Source organism: Rhizobium sp. BK312 (assembly GCF_014193605.1).
Lineage (GTDB): Bacteria > Pseudomonadota > Alphaproteobacteria > Rhizobiales > Rhizobiaceae > Rhizobium.
In genome coordinates, this window is the sequence record NZ_JACHZP010000005.1 from 51,623 (window position 1) to 68,838 (window position 17,216).

The following is a 17,216-nucleotide window of genomic DNA, read 5'->3' on the forward strand; positions in this document are numbered from 1 at the left end:
TCGCAGCGAAGTGGCGCGGCGGCGTTTCCTGCCGCCCTGGCGGGATGGTCGTGGGACGCGCGCAAGCGGTGTTCGTCCCGCGGATCGCTTAGCTGGCTAGCGCATCAAGGATGCGGATCCAGGAACGAATGCCCTTGTGATAGGAGCGCAGCTCGTATTTCTCGTTCGGCGAATGAATGCGGTCGTCGGAGAGGCCGAAACCGACGAGCAACGATTCCATGCCTAGCATCTTCTGGAAGTCGCCAACGATCGGGATCGAGCCGCCCATGCCGATGATGAGGGCTGGTTTCGGCCACTCGTTGGAAAGCGCGGTCTTCGCCTTGGTCAGTACCGGCGAATCGTAGGAAAGCTGGATGGCCGGCGAGCCGCCATGCTCATGAAACTCCACCGAGCAATCCCCAGGGATCTTGGAGCGCACATAGGCGCGGAAGCTCTCGCGGATCGCCGCCGGATTCTGCTGGCCAACGAGGCGGAAGGAGACCTTCGCCGATGCCTTGGCGGCAATCACCGTCTTGAAGCCGGCGCCGGTATAGCCACCCCAAATGCCGTTTACTTCCGCCGTCGGCCGCGCCCAGGTGAGTTCCATCACAGACCGGCCCTTCTCGCCCGAGGGGATCGACAGGCCGACTTCGCCGAGGAATTTTTCGGCCGTCATGCCGAGCTTCTCCCAGGACGCCTTGATATTAGCAGGCGTTTCCTCGACGCCTTCATAGAAGCCGGGAAGCGTTATGCGCCCCGTCTCATCATGCAGTCCGGCAAGGATGTCGGTCAGAATGTGGATCGGATTGGCGGCAGCGCCGCCGAAAAGGCCCGAATGCAGGTCGCGGTCAGCAGCGGTGATGACGATTTCTTCGCCCACCAGGCCGCGCAGGCCTGCCGAAATTGCCGGCGTATCGCCGTCCCACATGCCGGTATCGCAGACAAGGGCAAAGTCCGCCTTCAGCTCGGCAGCATTGGCTTCAAGGAAGGGCTTGAGCGAGGGCGAGCCGGATTCCTCTTCGCCTTCGAAGAGGATGGTGATGCGCACCGGCAGCGCACCCTTGGTTTCCTTATAGGCGCGCACCGCCTCGACGAAGGTCATCAGCTGCCCCTTGTCGTCGGACGTGCCGCGACCGGTCAGGATCTTGCGGCCATTGCCCAGGTCCTTGATCGCGGGAGCGAAGGGATCGCTTTCCCAAAGCTCGAGCGGATCGACGGGCTGCACGTCGTAGTGGCCGTAGAACAGCACATGCGGCGCATCTGCAGCGCCTGCATCGTGATGAGCGACCACCATCGGATGACCGGGCGTATCGCGTACGGAGGCCTTGAAGCCGAGCGAATTCAGGTAGGTGACCAGCCATTCCGCCGCCTTGCGGCATTCCGTCTTATAGTCCGGGTCCGTCGAGATGGATTTGATACGCAGCAGCTCGAAGAGGTTGTCGAGGCTGGAGGGAAGGTTCTGATCGGCGCGGTCGAGAACGGGCGATAGATCGGTCATATCCGACTCCTTACGTGAAATTCGGAGCGACGATAGACCAAAGGCCAGCCGGTTTCGAGGCGTTAAAACCGAAAATTTACCGTAGCTTGCCTCTTTCGATGGAGGCCTGCTCTTATGTGATTAGTTGCGCATGTAGTTTACAAGTTTTTTAGATTATTAGAAATAACGTCAATCCAGAAAAGTATTCTGGAGACGCGTAATGTTTTCAGTAATTGCATGTATTCGCGACACTCATGACTTCAGGCTTATTCTCGTGGCGGCGGCCATCTGCCTCATCGGCAGCCTTGCCACCATGCTTCTTTTTTCGCGTGCACAGGAATGCGGGTCTCATCAGCGTCGCTACTGGATTGCGGCTGCGGCCTTTGCCAGTGGTGTCGGCATCTGGGCGACGCATTTCATTGCCATGCTCGCCTATGAGAGCAACCTTCCCATCTCCTACGGCGTTTCGCTGACCGCGCTTTCGGTGGTCTTTGCCATCCTCGGCTCATGGCTCGCGATTGCCGTTGCCTTCGAATGGGACAATCGCGTTTCCTTTACAGTCGGCGGCATGCTGATGGCGTTTGGAATAGCCGCTATGCACTTCACGGGCATGCAGGCCATCGAGGCTTCGGCAAAGCTCTCCTTCGATATACCGCGCGTCGTCGCTTCAGTCGCCATCGGTGGCGTCTTCTCTTCACTGGCTTTCCTGGTGTTTCGCAGCCTTCGTGGCTTCAGTCGCATCATGGTCGGCGCGCTTCTGCTGTTGCTTGCGATTTGCTCCCTGCATTTCACCGCGATGAGCGGCGTGACACTGACGCCCGAAATTGGGATGCCGGGGGCCGCCCTCGCCATGGATCGAAGCATCCTCGCAGGCATCGTCATGGCCGCCGCGATGGGTCTGATCCTCATCGCTCTGGGCGCCATCTTCATCGACCGTCATCTGACCGACCTTCGCGGCTTCGCCAATGCTTCGCTCGAAGGCCTGCTCATCATCCGTGACGGCCGGGTCATCGATGCCAACGAGCGATTTTTCACCATTTCCGGATGGTCGCAGCAGCAGGTGGTCGGTGCCCCGCCAGAAACCTTCCTGGCGATCGACATAGATGCCCAAAGTGATGCGGCCATTCCACTGGAGACAACGCTGTCCGGCTATGATGGCAACGCGATCCCAGTCGAAACCGTGCGTCGCTCCATCACCTATCGCGGCCACGAATGCAGCGTATTGGTCGTGCGCGACCTGACCGAGCGGCGTCAGGCGCAGCAGATGATCGAGCATCTGGCGCACCATGATATATTAACGGATCTGCCCAATCGCTCGCTGTTCGACCAGCGCATGCGTCAAGCGCTGCAGGTGGCCAACCGCAGGGGCGGGGAAGTCGCCATCTTCTGTCTGGATCTCGACCGCTTCAAGGCCATCAACGACGTCTTCGGCCATGCGGAAGGCGATCGCATCCTCTGCAAGGTTGCCGGCATCCTGCAGCGTGCGATCGAGGAGGGCGATACGGTGGCAAGGCTCGGCGGCGACGAGTTCGCCATTATCCAGCCCAGGCGTCAGCAGCCTGAGGGGGCCACGCGCCTTGCCGAACGCGTTCTTTCGGAATTTGGCATGGAGATGGATACCGCCCGGGATCCGACGGCCGTCGGCGTCAGCATCGGTATCGCCATCTATCCGCGTGATGGCACGAGCGCCGAGCAGCTGTACGCCAATGCGGATATGGCGCTTTATCGTGCCAAGCATGCGGGTCGGGGTCATGCCTGCTTCTTCGATGCCGAAATGGACAAGGCCGTGCGCACTCGTCGCCAGCTTGAGAACGATCTGCGTCAAGCCATCCTGCGCCGTCAGCTCTTCCTGGAATATCAGCCGATCTACGACGTCGGCAGCGACAGTGTCAGCGGTTATGAGGCGCTGTTGCGCTGGGCGCATCCGGATCGAGGCGTGATCGATCCAGAGACGTTTATTCCCATTGCCGAGGAAAGTGGATCGATCGTTGCGATCGGTGAATGGGTGCTGCAGCAGGCCTGCCAGGAGGCGACGCGCTGGAGCGAGCCCGCGAATGTCGCGGTCAACCTCTCGCCGCTGCAATTCATGATCCCGACCCTCTACGACCAGATCGAACGCATCCTGCGCAAAACCGGCCTCGATCCGCAGCGCCTCGAACTGGAGATCACGGAGGCGGCGCTGATGCGCGAACGAACGACTGTAATCGCGACATTGCAGCGGCTGCATCGCCTCGGCGTTCGCGTGGTCATGGATGATTTCGGCACCGGCTTTTCCTCGCTCAGCAATCTGCGCGCCTTCCCATTCGACAAGATCAAGGTCGATCGCAGCTTCACCGGCGCCCTCGAACACGATCCCGCAGCTCGCTCGATCGTCCGCGCCATCATCGGCCTCGGCCACAGCTTGAATATGCCTGTGGTCACGGAAGGGGTCGAAACGGAAACCCAGCGCCGCATCGTCATCGAGGAAGGCTGCGCCCAGCTTCAGGGGATATTCTTCGGCAAGCCCGATGTCGGGCCGAGCCAGTTCCAGTCGGCTTTGAATAAGGTGGTCGGCCAGGGTTGAGGCGCGTTGCGCAAAAGTATGAAGCGGCTTTGCGGAAAACCGCTGCATGCTTTTCCTGGGATTGCTCTAAAGCTGCCTGGCATTCTCCAGCACGCGCCGGATATATTCCAGCAGCAGCTCGCGTTCGAATTGCCGGAAATCCTTGAGAAGATCCGTATCGGCGGCCATGGCGGCCTCGATCGCTTCCGCCTGCATGGCTGCGGCCTTGTTCGTCAGGAAGACCAGTTGCGCCCGCTTGTCCGAAGGATGCGGGCGGCGTTCCACCAGGCCGTCCCGTTCCATGCGCGACAGCGTATTGGCCATCGTCGCCTGTTCGATGTCGATCCTCTCGAGCAGCTGCTTCTGCGTCAGCCCGTCCTCGGACCACAATTCGAGCAGGATCGGAAACTGACCGGGGGAAAAGCCCAGCGTCGCCGCGCGTTGTTGTAGCGAGCGAGCGAATCCCTTCGCCATCTGACTGGCAAGGTAGGCGGCGGAGTCCATCCGATTAAATCCCATGATTGCAAATATGCCCATAATTCAGGAGCAAGACAATCAGCAATTCTTCGGGTAGATCCCCTCTGAAATAAGCAACTCAGGTAAATTTTTCACCTTCACAGGTTGCATTTTTTGACATGAAAAAGCCGCCATGGCCTGGAGGGGACGCCATGGCGGCTCATGAAAGAGGGACAAAGGCCCGGAGAGGGGATAGGCCTTTGTCCTAGTCTGACATGGCGGGGGACAGGCCGGTTGTCAGACCCGCGGCGTATCAATCGCCGGTGATTAGGATTTGAGGTTTCGAATGCGGTTTTTCAAGGGAATGCGCAGATTAGATTGATTAAAAGTTAGTAACGTTTCGGTGAGAGATCTGGTCATCTCATCAAAGCAATTCCAGGAAAAGTGTATCGCGGTTTTCCGTCCGGAATTGCATAAAAGCAGAAGATAGAGCGTTTCTGCGATTCGAAGAAAAGCGGAAGCGCTCTAGCCTGCAAAACCGAAGTTTATATGGACGTTGGAAGTGCGTCACGCTATCCATGCTTCCATGAAAAAAGGTGATCATCTCTTCCTCGTCGACGGCTCCGGTTTCATTTTCCGGGCCTTTCATGCTTTGCCGCCGCTGACGCGCAAGTCCGACGGATTGCCGGTCGGTGCCGTCTCCGGTTTCTGCAACATGCTGTGGAAGCTGCTGACTTCGGCGCGCGATACCTCCGTGGGTGTGACGCCGACGCATTTTGCCGTGATCTTCGACTATTCCTCGAAGACCTTCCGCAAGGATATCTTCCCGGAATACAAGGCTAATCGCTCGGCGCCGCCGGAGGAGCTGATCCCGCAGTTCGGCCTCATCCGCGAGGCGACTCGCGCCTTCAACCTGCCTTGCATCGAGACTGACGGCTTCGAGGCAGACGACATCATTGCGACCTATGCCCGACAGGCGGAGGCGGCTGGCGCCGATGTGACGATCATCTCGTCCGACAAGGATCTGATGCAGCTCGTCACCCCCATGGTCCACATGTATGACAGCATGAAGGACAAGCAGATCGGCATTCCCGACGTGGTCGAGAAGTGGGGTGTATCGCCGGACAAGATGATCGATCTGCAAGCCATGACCGGCGACTCGGTCGACAACGTCCCCGGCATTCCCGGCATCGGCCCGAAGACGGCGGCGCAGCTTCTGGAGGAGTTCGGCGATCTTGATACGCTGCTTGCCCGCGCCGACGAGATCAAGCAGCAGAAGCGCCGCGAAAACATCATCGCCAATGCCGAACTTGCCCGCATTTCGCGCCAGTTGGTGACGCTGAGGACGGATGTACCGCTGGAACTTGCGCTTGACGCGCTGGTGCTGGAGCCGCAGGACGGCCCGAAGCTGATCGGCTTCCTGAAGACCATGGAATTCACGACCCTGACGCGGCGCGTCGCGGAGGCCTGCGACTGCGATGCGGCTGCAATCGAGCCCGCCGTCGTCAAGATCGAATGGGGCGAGGGCGCTCATGGTCCCGATCTCGATGTTGGCGAAAATGTCGATCTTGTTGCCGGCAGCGTTGTCGAGGCCGAAGGGGCATCGGTTCCAGCGCCGTCGGCCAAGGCGCGTCTGGCTTTGGATGGCACCACAGAGCCCGAGGATCTCGCCAAGGCGCGCGCCGCAAGTTTTGCGAGCGCGCCGATCGACCATTCGAAATATGTGACCATCCGCGATATCGCCACGCTCGACCGTTGGATCGCGGATGCGCGCGAAACCGGTATCGTCGCTTTCGATACGGAAACGACCTCACTCGATGCCATGCAGGCCGAGATCGTCGGCTTCTCGTTGGCGATCGCCGACAACCGCAACGATCCCTCGGGTTCTTCCATCCGTGCCGCCTATGTGCCGCTCGCTCACAAGACCGGTATCGGCGATCTGTTGGGCGGCGGCCTGGCCGACAATCAGATCCCGTTGCGTGATGCGCTGCCGAGATTGAAGGATCTGCTGGAGGATGCCTCCATCCTCAAGATCGCGCAGAACCTCAAATACGATTACCTGCTGATGAAGCGCTACGGCATCGAGACGCGGTCCTTCGACGACACGATGCTGCTGTCCTATGTGCTCGATGGCGGCGCCAATGCCACGCATGGCATGGACAGCCTCTCCGAGCGCTGGCTCGGCCACAAGCCGATCGCCTACAAGGACGTCGCTGGTAGCGGCAAGTCCAACGTCACCTTCGATCTCGTCGATATCGACCGCGCGACCGCCTATGCCGCTGAAGACGCCGACGTGACGCTGCGCCTCTGGCTGGTGCTGAAACCACGACTTGCGGCAGAAAAACTTTCAGTCGTCTACGAACGGTTGGAAAGGCCGCTCGTGCCAGTGCTTGCCCATATGGAGGAGCGCGGCATTACCATCGACCGGCAGATCCTTTCCCGCCTTTCCGGCGAGCTGGCGCAGGGTGCCGCCGCCTTGGAAGACGAGATCTACAATCTGGCCGGCGAGCGCTTCAATATCGGCTCGCCGAAGCAGCTCGGCGATATCCTTTTCGGCAAGATGGGGTTGGCCGGTGGCAGCAAGACCAAGACGGGGCAATGGTCGACCTCGGCACAGGTGCTGGAGGACCTGGCGGCGGCCGGCTTCGAGTTGCCGCGCAAGATCGTCGACTGGCGCCAGCTCACCAAGCTGAAATCCACCTATACGGATGCGTTGCCGAGCTATGTCCATCCCGAGACGAAGCGCGTCCACACCTCCTATTCGCTGGCCTCGACCACGACCGGGCGCCTCTCCTCCTCCGAGCCCAACCTGCAGAATATTCCGGTGCGCACGGCGGAAGGCCGCAAGATCCGCACCGCCTTCATTTCGACGCCGGGCCACAAGCTCGTCTCCGCCGACTACAGCCAGATCGAGTTGCGCGTTCTGGCGCATGTCGCCGATATCCCGCAGCTCAAGCAGGCCTTCGAGGACGGCATCGACATTCACGCGATGACCGCATCCGAAATGTTCGGCGTGCCGGTAGATGGCATGCCAAGTGAGGTGCGCCGCCGCGCCAAGGCGATCAACTTCGGCATCATCTACGGCATCTCCGCCTTCGGTCTCGCCAACCAGCTCTCGATCGAGCGCTCGGAAGCAGGCGACTATATCAAGAGGTATTTCGAGCGCTTCCCCGGCATCCGCGATTACATGGAAGGCGCCAAGCAGGCGGCGCGCGACAAGGGCTATGTCGAGACCATCTTCGGCCGCCGCATCCATTTCCCGGAAATCCGTTCGTCCAACCCCTCCGTCCGCGCCTTCAACGAACGCGCCTCGATCAATGCCCCTATCCAGGGATCGGCCGCCGACGTCATCCGCCGCGCGATGATCAAGATGGAGCCGGCTCTGGCTGCGGCCGGGCTCGGCGATCGTGTGCGCATGCTCCTGCAGGTGCATGACGAACTGATCTTCGAAGTCGAGGATGCCGATGTCGAGCGCACGACGCCGATCATCGTCTCCGTCATGGAAAACGCTGCCATGCCGGCGGTCGACATGGCCGTGCCGCTGAAGGTCGATGCGCGCGCTGCCCACAATTGGGATGAGGCGCATTGAGGCTATATCGGGTGTCGCATTCCTAAGTCGGTGAAATTGCTTTCTCGCCGCCAAGGGCGAGATTGGGCAGCTTAAATACTCTTATTTGCCGATCAGCATTTCCAGCACCGAAATAATGGCGCGCTCGGCCTCTTCGAGCGTGCCGCTATTGTCGATATCGGCGACGTCGTAGCTGCCCTCAACGGTCAGCGAGCTTCTTTCCAGCCGCTTCAGCACGTCTTCGCGGCTCTCGCGTCCGCGCGCCATCAACCGCTCGGCCAGCACTTCGCGTGTCGCCGTGATGTTGATGACCTTCAGACGTGGAAATGCGCTCTGGAAGTGATGCAGCGCCGAGCGTGAGCCATTGGCGATCACCAGATGGCCCTGCGCAAGCTCGTCGAAGACGTCGGCCGGAATGCCATATTTCAGGCCGTGCGCTTCCCAGGAGACGGCGAAGGCGCCGGCCTGTTCCATCGCATCGAAATCGGCGTCGGAGACGCTTCTGTGGTCTTCGTTACCAGCATCGCCGTCGCGCGTGATGACGCGGCGAACGAAGTGGACATCCGGCCGGCCGGCGAAATGCTGGGCGGCCAGATTCATCAGCGTATCCTTGCCGGCACCGCTCGGGCCGACGACGACGGCGAGCGTGCCCGCTGTCGCATCCGTCAGGCCGAGATTAGCCGGCTCGAGATTGGCGCTTGCGCTCATGCCACCCGGCGTCCTTCTCGCCAGACGGAGCGCGTAACCGGAACGCCATGATCGCGACGGACGCGCACGAGATCAGCGCGCAGGCCCTCTGCGATGCGGCCGCGGTCGTTCAGGCTAACGGTCCTTGCGGGCGTCGCCGTCACCATGGCGATCGCCTGCGGCAGCGAAATACCCTCGACTTCGTCCGCGAGGATGAAGGGGGCATGCAACAGGCTGAGCGGCACGTAATCGGAGGAAAGTACATCGAGTACGCCGAGTTCGGCGAGGTCGCGGGCGGCGATATTGCCCGAATGCGACTTGCCGCGCACGATATTGGGCGCGCCCATCAGCACGCTCATGCCGGCACCGTGGGAAGCCTTGGCGGCATCGATACTGGTCGGGAACTCCGCCAGGCGAACGCCGTAGTTGATGGCTTCGTCGACATGGGCGAGCGTCGCGTCGTCATGGCTGGCAACCGTTATGCCGCGTTCGGCGCAGACCTTGGAGATCGCGTCGCGATGCGGCGTGGCATATTTGGCCGATTCCTCCTGGCGCTTGGCGACGAACTTGGCAAAGGCTTCGTCGCTGAGCCCGCGCTTCTTCTGATAGTAGAAGATGTACTGATCCATCGTCTGGAACTGGCGCTGGCCCGGCGCATGGTCCATCAGCGAAACCAGACGGACGTAAGGGTCCTTCTCGAAATCCTGGAAGTGGTCAAGGACGTTGTCGGAGGAGACTTCGCAGCGCAGGTGGATCAGGTGATCGGCGCGCAGGCGATCTTCGTTTTGGGCCGCCTGGATGGCATCGGCCATATCGCGCATCTCGCCTTTTTCGAAACCGCCGTCCTCGTCCGAGCCCATGCGCAGGCAGTCGAACACGGTCGTAATGCCCGAGGTGACGATCTGCGCATCATGCGCCTGGATCGCCGCCGTCTTGTTCCAGCGAACGCCCGGGCGAGGGGAATAATGCGCCTCCAGATGGTCGGTATGCAGCTCGACCAGACCGGGGATCAGATAATCGCCCTCGAAATCCTCGCCGATATCGGACTTGCCTTCGGAGATGGCGGCAATGCGACCGTCACGGATCAGCACGGAACCTTCGACGATCTTGTCTTCGAGGACGATGCGGGCGTTGGAAAGGACGGTTTCTTTGGTCATATCGGCTCTTTCATATTAGGCGCCGGCAAGCGGCAGCCAGGAACGGACGGTAAAGGGAGCGCCACGCTCTTCTTCGACGAAGACGGCGAGGCCGGAAATATCGAGCGGCTTGCCGGTATGTTCGGCGAAGCGATGGCGCAGAATTTCCTGTAGTTCGGGTTGACGCTCCGTGGGAACCCGACCGGTCAGCGTCATGTGGAAACGGAACTCGTCATTGACATAAGGATAGCCCCAGCGCAGCAGATTGGCGCGCTGCGGCTCCGTCAAGCCTTCCGGCTTGCGCCTTGCGATGTCATGGTCCGAAAGCGGTGCGCGCAAAGGCTCGAAGGTTTTCACGACACGCGAGGCGAAATCCTGTAACGGCTCGTAAACGGTGCTGGGCACGAGCGCGAAGAAATGGCCGAGCTGGCCAAGTACAAGCTCCGGAATGGTGAAAGCCTTGGTCTGCGAGGCGAATTCGGCGGCGACATCGAGGAGATCTCGCTCGGTCACCGAAGCGGCTAGCTCGAACGGCGCCTTCAGCGTGGCATGGAAGCCGTAGCGGCGCGGATCGGCCGTCAGTTCGGCATGACCTTCCGGCAGCGGCGCCATGGCCTTGTCGGAAAAAATCTCATTCGAAAATGCATCACGGCCCAGCCAGCGGGCGGCAAGCGATGTCAACGGATCTTCTTTGGGCGGCGTGAAATAGAGAGCATAGCGCAAGGCTGCATTCCTTGGAAAAATCGGCTGCGCGGGACACTGTTGGGTGATTTGCGACAAACCGCAAGAGCAGCAAGGCAGCAACGGTCCGAATCCGGCTAAAGCCAGCTTGACCGCTGCGGTCTTGCCGGCCTGCGCTACCGGATTCCCGTGACAGAATGATGATGCGTAATGATTTTTTCCCGATCTTTTTTATTTCGCTCGCGCACCCATCAGCCGCGAACGCAAGGCGTTGGATGCGGCATCGAACAGGAAGACGACGATCAGGATCAACAGCACCATATAGGCGACGTTTTCCCAGTTCGCGTTGGTGCGCATCGCTTCCCAAAGTTTGAGCCCGATACCGCCCGCGCCGACGGCGCCGATGATGGTCGCGCCGCGCACGTTCGATTCCCACTGGTAGAGCGTCTGGCTGACGATGACCGGAACGATCTGCGGCATGATCCCGTAGCGATGCACGAGAATGGTCGGCGAACCGGTAGACTTCACGCCTTCGCGCGGCTTGTTGTCGATATTCTCAAGCCCCTCGGAATAGAGCTTGCCGAGCGTGCCTGTCTCGGTGAGGAAGATCGCACCGCTGCCGGCGAGCGGGCCGGGGCCGAAGGCGCGGGTCAGGAACAGCGCCCAGATCAGCATATCCACCGAGCGCAGGAAGTCGAAGAGGCGTTTCAGTATCTGGTTGAGCAGCCGGTTCGGGGTAATGTTGCGGGCCGCCAGGAAGGCGAGCGGAAATGCTACGAGCGACCCGAGGAGTGTTCCGAGGAACGCCATGACGATGGTCTGGAACAGCTTGGTCCAGACGTCGCCATGCTGCCACGCGCCATTGTTCCAGATATTGTCGAAGGCCAGTGAGAGGTTGGACTGGGCAGGGTCCAGCCGCGGCCCCGAAACGATGAGGCTGATGACTTCGCTCGCCGGCTTGTCGAAGAAGGGCGAATGCGTGTCGAACACGAAGTTGGCCCAGCCAAGAAAGCGCTTGCGGATCTTCACGCGATCAGTGGAAATGCTGGCATCGCCGGCAAAGCCGAGATTGACCAGGATGTTGTCGTCATAGACGGTCATCCAGCTGGGTACGGGCTCGGAGCCGATGATCTTCGGCGCATCGCCGGCGATATCGATCGGGATCGTAATGCCGTGCGCAGTCACGATAGCCTGCGTTTTGGTTACGGTTACCGTGCGGCTCGTGCCGCTGACGGAAACGGTCATGCTGCCATCGGGGTTGGTCTTGACCCAGTCAGGATTGGGATTGTCGCCCAAAGGCGAAAAGCGCGGATACTTAATGGTGATCTTGTCGCCGGAGATGCGGAATTCCGGCTGCACGTCATAGCTCACCCATTCGCTAAGATAGATCCCGACGCGCTCCCAATGTGCTTCCGAAATGACTTTCGGCAGATCGAAGAACCACGCGGCATAAATGCCGTAGAGGACAATGCCGATGAACATCATCAGCGCACCGAAGCGTTGGCGGAAGGACCGGTGAAGAACCTCCGGATAGCGCGCTTCGATTTCCTGCATGCGGCTGGCGTCGATGATGGACATGGTCAACCTCAATGCTGCAAAAGGAAGGCATGTTCGCCCACCAGACGGCGGCGGAGCCATGCAGAAAACTGATCGACGGCGATGATCGTCAGGAAGAGAAGCAACACCAGCGCCAATGTCTTGGCGCCAAAGCCGCGTGAAATCGCAAGTTTGAGCTCCTCGCCGATGCCGCCGCCGCCGACGGCTCCGATGATGGTGGAGGCGCGAACGTTGATCTCCAGACGCAGCAGCGCGTAGGACATGAAGTTCGGCAGCACTTGCGGCAGGGCGGCAAAGCGCACGCGCTCGCTCCAGCTCGCGCCGACGGCGCGCATGCCCTCGTCCGGTTTCATGTCGATGTTCTCGACCACTTCGTAGAAGAGCTTGCCGAGCGCGCCGATTGTATGCAGGCCGACGGCGATGATGGCCGCGATCGGGCCGATCGACAGGATCGCCGAAAACAATCCGGCAATGACGATCTCGGGAAAAGCCCGCAGAAGTTCCATGATACGCTTGGTCACCAGACGAATCGGATTGGATGGCGACATGTTGCGGGCGGCGAAGAAGCTCAAAGGCACGGCGAAGACGACGCCGATGATGGTCGATACCAGCGCTACGTTGATCGTGATGATCATCAGCTCGAAATATTCAGGGATATAGAAATTGCCCCAGACATAGACGCGGCCGAGCGGGAAATTGAACTCCTCGCCGCCGGCGCCATTGGCTCCATTCGGGCTCGGCAGATCGAAGAGCGCGCGATAGACGTCCGACCAGTCCTTTGGAATGAGCCAGCTCAGGAAATCGAAGAGATGCGGCAGGCGATCAAAGAAATGTCCGGCGTTGTTTTCGTCGGCGAAGCGCACCGAGCTGACGAAGGCGGCGAGCAGGATCACGAGGCCGATGCCGGTGTAGAGGCGGCGCTTGGCCACCATCTTGTTCCAGGCGTCGCCGATCTCCTTGGCGCTCTGTGGCGCGCTCTGCATGTTCGGGTGCGTATCGGCGATCGTCATGAAGTCAAGCCTCTGTGAATAGCAAAAGGGCGGCCGTTGCCGGCCGCCCAATTATCGGAATGCGGATCAGCCGCCGATGGCAGCTTTGCGAACGTCGATGACGGCGTTGTAGAAGTCCGGGGTAACCTTGACGTAGCCCTTGAAGTCGCCGCCTTCGATGGCGTTGAAGCACTTGGCGTCGGCCGTCGGGAGCTTCATGAAGAAGTCCGTCAGCTTCGTCTGCCATTCGGTGCCGAGAGCGTTGCGAACGACGAGCGGGCCGTTCGGGATCAGCGGAGAACGCCATACTTCGACGAGCTTGTTCGGATCCACGGCGCCCTTGTCGACTTCCTTGCGGAAGGTGCCGGAGGTGAAGCCGTCCTTGAAATCGCCAACGCCCGAGGAATCGTCGACAGCGACGTCGACCTTGCCGTCATAGGCGGCGAGCAGGTTGTTTTCATGGCCGCCGTTGAACTGGGTCGAGCCGAAGAACTTGTCGTTCGGCACGCCGGTGGTCTTCGGAATCTGCGTGAGGGGAACGAGGTAGCCCGAGGTGGAGTCCGGATCGGCGTAGCCGAGCTTCTTGCCCTTGGCGTCTATGATCGTCTTGATGCCGGAAGACTTGAGGGCGAGGCCGATCGAGTAGTAGCCGGTGGAGCCGTCGGTCTGCTGCGTGGTCAGGATCGGGGTAACGGCCTTCGGGTCCTTGATGGCGACGGCTGCATAGCCGGAAGCGCCGAGTTCGGCGAAGTCGAGCGTGCCGCCGAGCAGGCCCTGGATAACGCCGTTATAGTCGGCAGCCGGGAACAGCGAAACCTTCTCGAAACCGAATTCCTTCTTCAGGTGGTCGGAAAGGCAGGCGTAATTGCGCAGGCGGTCGGCTTCGTTTTCGCCGCCGAGAATGCCGATGCGGAATTCCTTGAGGTCTGCTGCGTTGGCAGCAGCGCCGGCTGCGAGCGCAACCAGCGCCGTAGCGGCAAAAAGTGCTTTCTTCAACATGGGTTCGTCTCCTGATTAACCGGTGTCCCCGGATGTCTTCGATCTGATAGAAGAAATGCGCCCTTGACGCGGGCCTTCGATCCCGGCCGTCCCTCTCAGAGACCGGCCAGTGCCAGCGGTTGCGGGCCGGCAGATTCAGTCGCCGCGGCTTGCGCGGCCTGATCGGCGATATTGATGGATGTCGACGTCATGCTCTCGTCGATGCCGGCGCCGTCCTTATCGGTGCCGTAGATTTCTTTGACGGCGGCTGCCGTCAGATCGGTTGGCTTGCCGTCGAAGACGACCTTACCGGCTGCCATGCCGACGATGCGTTCGCAATAGTTGCGCGCCGTATCCAGCGTATGCAGGTTTGTGATGACGGTGATGCCTTCACGTTCGTTGATGTCGCGCAGCGCATCCATGACGATCTTGGCGTTGAGGGGATCGAGCGAGGCGATTGGCTCGTCGGCCAGCATCATCTTCGGCTGCTGCATAAGGGCGCGGGCGATGGCGACGCGCTGCTGCTGGCCGCCCGAAAGTGTGCCGGCCATCTGCAGGGCCGTCTGCTCGATGCCGAGACGCTCGAGTGCCGCGATGGCTTCAATGCGTTCCTCACGGGAAAAGACGGACAGCAGGCTCAGTACCGTCGAACGCTGGTTCAGCCGGCCGAGCATGACGTTGGTGAGCACGTCGAGGCGCGGAACGAGGTTGAACTGCTGGAAGATCATGGCGCAATCGCGCTGCCAGCTGCGCAACGCACGGCCGCTGAGCTTCGAAACCTCGGTGCCGGCGAAATGGATGGAACCGGAACTCGGATCGGCGAGGCGATTGATCATGCGCAGCAAAGTCGACTTGCCGGCGCCGGAACGGCCGATGACGCCGACCATCTGTCCCTGCGGTATGTCCAAAGTCACGGAATCGACAGCGAGCTTGTTTCCAAACCGGCGCGAGACATTCCTGAGTTCGAACATAGTGCTTCCCTTTCGCGGCTGCCGGGCTGCAAAAATTTCAGCGGTACCGGTGCTAAGAATGGGCGCATGCCCCTGCCTCGAAGGGAGTTTCGACGGGGTCGGCGCCAATCACAAGGCAACCGATTAGTCCCGCTTCATGAAGCTCCGATGTCAGTTTTATGTAACTGCTGTTACAATTCCCGTCGTTTTTGCAAGATTAGCCGGCTGAGGGCTTTCCGCTAAGTTTAGCCGTCAAACATGCCTGTCGGCAGGCCGTCCATGCTGAAGCTATTCTTCTCGCGCCGATATTCTTCAATGCCATCAGGACCCTTAGCTTTCGCCCATTGGTCGAGGCTCGGCCTCTCGCCTTCGTAGGAAAAGAGCGGCACGCCGAAACCGCAGGAAGTCTGTACGAGATCGAAGTCCAGTCGTACGATCTGCCGTGCGCCGAGCGGCTCTTCCCCCGCATAGTAATCATTCAGCAATTCCCGATATTCCTGTGTCGATCGGTGAATGATCCGCCCGCGGCCGTAGAGACGCAGGATCATCGGCGGCCCTTCGACGGCGCAGAACATGATCGTCAGCCGCCCGTCGGCCTTCATGTGGGCCGATGTCTCGTTGCCGCTGCCGGTGCGGTCGAGATAAATGGCAGTATTCGGGGAGATGATGCGCAGGCATAACGTTTCGCGCGGCGAAACATTGACCCGGGATTCCGATGTCGCGGACGCCGTGAAGAAGATATGCTGCCGCGCGATGAAATCGCGAAGCCGGTCGTCAACGCTGGAAAATTGCTTTGCCATTAAGAGGCCTCCTTAATTCGAGCTAGACAGATCGCCCGAGGCTGAAGCGGCCGCCGGTCTCCTGCAAGCCCGGCTTGGGCGGAAAGCGTCCTCAGGCGGCGTAGCGATCCAGAAATTCCTCCGCCGAAAGGGCGCGAAAATCCGCAAGCGCCGTGCGCAGGCGATCGTGATCCCAATCCCACCATGAGAGCTTGTCCATACGCGCGCCGACCTCGGGCGTGAAACGCTCGCGAATAAGCTTGGCCGGCACACCGCCGACGATGGTGTAGGGCGCGACGTCCTTGGAAACGACGGCACCGGCGCCGATGACGGCACCATTGCCGACCGTCACGCCGGGCAGCACGGTCGCGCCGTGGCCAATCCAGACATCGTGACCGATGACAACGCGGTTGTCGCGCCGCCAGGTGAAGAAATCCGTCTCCATATCGGCATCCGGCCAGTAGTCGGCGGCGCGGTAGGTGAAATGGTGCAGCGTGGCGCGCCATGTCGGGTGGTTGGTGGCGTTGATGCGCACGGCGGCGGCAATGTTGACGAACTTGCCGATCGTCGCGCACCAGACCGCGCCATCCTGCATGATGTAGGAATAGTCGCCGATCTCGACTTCATCGATGCGGCAGTGGTCGGAGACTTCGGTATAGCGGCCGAGCGTCGAGTTGTTGACGCTGGCCGAAGGGCTGATGAAGGGCGTCTCGCCCAGTTTGCGGCTCATGCGGCGGCCTTCCGCGGCGAGAACTGCGAAACGTCGAGAACGCGGCTGCCGACGGCCTCGCGCACTTCTTCGTCATGGAAGATGCCGAGAAGGGCAACGCCGGCTCCCTTCTTCTGCTCGATCATGTCGACCACGACGGCCCGGTTGCGGGCATCGAGCGACGCCGTCGGCTCGTCCAGCAGCAAAATGGCGTGGTCGGTGATGAAGCCGCGGGCGATGTTGACGCGCTGCTGTTCGCCGCCCGAGAAAGTGGCGGGCGGCAGCTGCCAAAGTTCCTTCGGCAAGTTCAGTTGTGCTAGCAGCTCGGCCGCCCTAGCCCTGGCCTCGTCCACGGTCACGCCGCGCGCCAGCAACGGCTCGGCAACGACATCGACGGCGGCGACGCGTGGAACCGTGCGCAGGAACTGGCTGACATAGCCCATGCTCTGGCGACGGACCTCAAGCACAGTGCGCGGGTCGGCGGTGGCAAGATCGACGATCCTGTCCCGGTGAGTGACAAGGATCTGGCCGCTGTCGACGGCATAATTGCCATAGATCATCTTCAGCAGCGAGCTCTTGCCGATGCCGGACGGACCGCCGAGCACGACGCATTCGCCTGATGCGACGGAGAAGGAGACATCGGCAACGACCGGCAGGCGAATGCCATCGCGCAGATGCATGGTGAAGCTTTTGAAGACTTCGGAAACGACGAGTGGGGTTGCCATGTT

14 protein-coding genes are annotated in these 17,216 nt (G+C 60.7%); 2 read left to right on the forward strand and 12 right to left on the reverse strand.

Going from position 1 to position 17,216, the window contains the following annotated elements:
* Nucleotides 1-88: 88 nt before the first annotated feature.
* Nucleotides 89-1,477, reverse strand: coding sequence for a dipeptidase (locus FHT85_RS15095; protein ID WP_112412812.1), 1,389 nt, complete (start codon nt 1,475-1,477; stop codon nt 89-91).
* 199 nt (nt 1,478-1,676) lie between these two features.
* Between FHT85_RS15095 and FHT85_RS15100 the strand changes: the two genes are divergently transcribed.
* Nucleotides 1,677-4,019 (forward strand): EAL domain-containing protein, encoded by a 2,343-nt coding sequence (locus FHT85_RS15100; protein ID WP_112412811.1) that lies wholly within the window; start codon nt 1,677-1,679, stop codon nt 4,017-4,019.
* A gap of 66 nt (nt 4,020-4,085) precedes the next feature.
* Here the strand turns inward: FHT85_RS15100 and FHT85_RS15105 are convergent, their stop codons facing one another.
* Nucleotides 4,086-4,502: a MarR family winged helix-turn-helix transcriptional regulator gene (locus FHT85_RS15105; protein WP_112338499.1), complete on the reverse strand. Its 417-nt coding sequence runs from the start codon at nt 4,500-4,502 to the stop codon at nt 4,086-4,088.
* Nucleotides 4,503-5,040: 538 nt separating this feature from the next.
* Here FHT85_RS15105 and polA point away from each other — a divergent pair.
* Complete coding sequence (gene polA, locus FHT85_RS15110; RefSeq protein ID WP_112412810.1) at nt 5,041-8,043, forward strand: DNA polymerase I; 3,003 nt, start codon at nt 5,041-5,043, stop codon at nt 8,041-8,043.
* Nucleotides 8,044-8,124: 81 nt separating this feature from the next.
* Here polA and phnN read toward each other — a convergent pair whose 3' ends face one another.
* The 10 genes from phnN to phnL all read right to left on the reverse strand — a co-directional run bounded on the left by phnN (nt 8,125) and on the right by phnL (nt 17,213).
* Nucleotides 8,125-8,730 (reverse strand): phosphonate metabolism protein/1,5-bisphosphokinase (PRPP-forming) PhnN, encoded by a 606-nt coding sequence (gene phnN, locus FHT85_RS15115; RefSeq protein WP_112412809.1) that lies wholly within the window; start codon nt 8,728-8,730, stop codon nt 8,125-8,127.
* Nucleotides 8,727-9,866, reverse strand: coding sequence for an alpha-D-ribose 1-methylphosphonate 5-triphosphate diphosphatase (locus FHT85_RS15120; RefSeq protein ID WP_112412808.1), 1,140 nt, complete (start codon nt 9,864-9,866; stop codon nt 8,727-8,729). The genes phnN and FHT85_RS15120 overlap by 4 nt, the downstream gene beginning before the upstream one ends.
* A 15-nt stretch (nt 9,867-9,881) precedes the next feature.
* Nucleotides 9,882-10,568, reverse strand: a complete 687-nt coding sequence (locus tag FHT85_RS15125) for a DUF1045 domain-containing protein (protein ID WP_112412807.1) — start codon at nt 10,566-10,568, stop codon at nt 9,882-9,884.
* A 189-nt stretch (nt 10,569-10,757) separates the two neighbouring features.
* Nucleotides 10,758-12,104: a phosphonate ABC transporter, permease protein PhnE gene (gene phnE, locus FHT85_RS15130; RefSeq protein ID WP_112412806.1), complete on the reverse strand. Its 1,347-nt coding sequence runs from the start codon at nt 12,102-12,104 to the stop codon at nt 10,758-10,760.
* 8 nt (nt 12,105-12,112) lie between these two features.
* The gene (phnE, locus tag FHT85_RS15135) at nt 12,113-13,093 is read right to left on the reverse strand and encodes a phosphonate ABC transporter, permease protein PhnE (protein WP_112412805.1); all 981 of its coding nucleotides are present in this window, start codon (nt 13,091-13,093) and stop codon (nt 12,113-12,115) included.
* 66 nt (nt 13,094-13,159) lie between these two features.
* On the reverse strand, nt 13,160-14,071 hold the full coding sequence (gene phnD / locus FHT85_RS15140; protein ID WP_112412804.1) for a phosphonate ABC transporter substrate-binding protein: 912 nt from the start codon (nt 14,069-14,071) through the stop codon (nt 13,160-13,162).
* Nucleotides 14,072-14,166: 95 nt separating this feature from the next.
* Nucleotides 14,167-15,021, reverse strand: a complete 855-nt coding sequence (gene phnC, locus FHT85_RS15145) for a phosphonate ABC transporter ATP-binding protein (protein ID WP_112412803.1) — start codon at nt 15,019-15,021, stop codon at nt 14,167-14,169.
* Nucleotides 15,022-15,245: 224 nt separating this feature from the next.
* Complete coding sequence (locus tag FHT85_RS15150) at nt 15,246-15,800, reverse strand: pyridoxamine 5'-phosphate oxidase family protein (protein ID WP_112338489.1); 555 nt, start codon at nt 15,798-15,800, stop codon at nt 15,246-15,248.
* A gap of 91 nt (nt 15,801-15,891) precedes the next feature.
* The gene (locus FHT85_RS15155; RefSeq protein ID WP_112338488.1) at nt 15,892-16,509 is read right to left on the reverse strand and encodes a DapH/DapD/GlmU-related protein; all 618 of its coding nucleotides are present in this window, start codon (nt 16,507-16,509) and stop codon (nt 15,892-15,894) included.
* The gene (gene phnL / locus FHT85_RS15160) at nt 16,506-17,213 is read right to left on the reverse strand and encodes a phosphonate C-P lyase system protein PhnL (protein ID WP_112412802.1); all 708 of its coding nucleotides are present in this window, start codon (nt 17,211-17,213) and stop codon (nt 16,506-16,508) included. Before phnL ends, FHT85_RS15155 begins: the two co-directional genes overlap by 4 nt.
* Between the last annotated feature and the right edge of the window lie 3 nt (nt 17,214-17,216).

What these genes read in the sequence shown, in the direction of transcription:
- FHT85_RS15095 (WP_112412812.1), bottom strand. Translation starts at nt 1,477, where the DNA reads ATGACCGATCTATCGCCCGTTCTCGACCGCGCCGATCAGAACCTTCCC.
- FHT85_RS15100 (WP_112412811.1), top strand. Translation starts at nt 1,677, where the DNA reads ATGTTTTCAGTAATTGCATGTATTCGCGACACTCATGACTTCAGGCTT.
- FHT85_RS15105 (WP_112338499.1), bottom strand. Translation starts at nt 4,502, where the DNA reads ATGGACTCCGCCGCCTACCTTGCCAGTCAGATGGCGAAGGGATTCGCT.
- polA (WP_112412810.1), top strand. Translation starts at nt 5,041, where the DNA reads ATGAAAAAAGGTGATCATCTCTTCCTCGTCGACGGCTCCGGTTTCATT.
- phnN (WP_112412809.1), bottom strand. Translation starts at nt 8,730, where the DNA reads ATGAGCGCAAGCGCCAATCTCGAGCCGGCTAATCTCGGCCTGACGGAT.
- FHT85_RS15120 (WP_112412808.1), bottom strand. Translation starts at nt 9,866, where the DNA reads ATGACCAAAGAAACCGTCCTTTCCAACGCCCGCATCGTCCTCGAAGAC.
- phnE (WP_112412806.1), bottom strand. Translation starts at nt 12,104, where the DNA reads ATGTCCATCATCGACGCCAGCCGCATGCAGGAAATCGAAGCGCGCTAT.
- phnE (WP_112412805.1), bottom strand. Translation starts at nt 13,093, where the DNA reads ATGACGATCGCCGATACGCACCCGAACATGCAGAGCGCGCCACAGAGC.
- phnD (WP_112412804.1), bottom strand. Translation starts at nt 14,071, where the DNA reads ATGTTGAAGAAAGCACTTTTTGCCGCTACGGCGCTGGTTGCGCTCGCA.
- phnC (WP_112412803.1), bottom strand. Translation starts at nt 15,021, where the DNA reads ATGTTCGAACTCAGGAATGTCTCGCGCCGGTTTGGAAACAAGCTCGCT.
- FHT85_RS15150 (WP_112338489.1), bottom strand. Translation starts at nt 15,800, where the DNA reads ATGGCAAAGCAATTTTCCAGCGTTGACGACCGGCTTCGCGATTTCATC.
- FHT85_RS15155 (WP_112338488.1), bottom strand. Translation starts at nt 16,509, where the DNA reads ATGAGCCGCAAACTGGGCGAGACGCCCTTCATCAGCCCTTCGGCCAGC.
- phnL (WP_112412802.1), bottom strand. Translation starts at nt 17,213, where the DNA reads ATGGCAACCCCACTCGTCGTTTCCGAAGTCTTCAAAAGCTTCACCATG.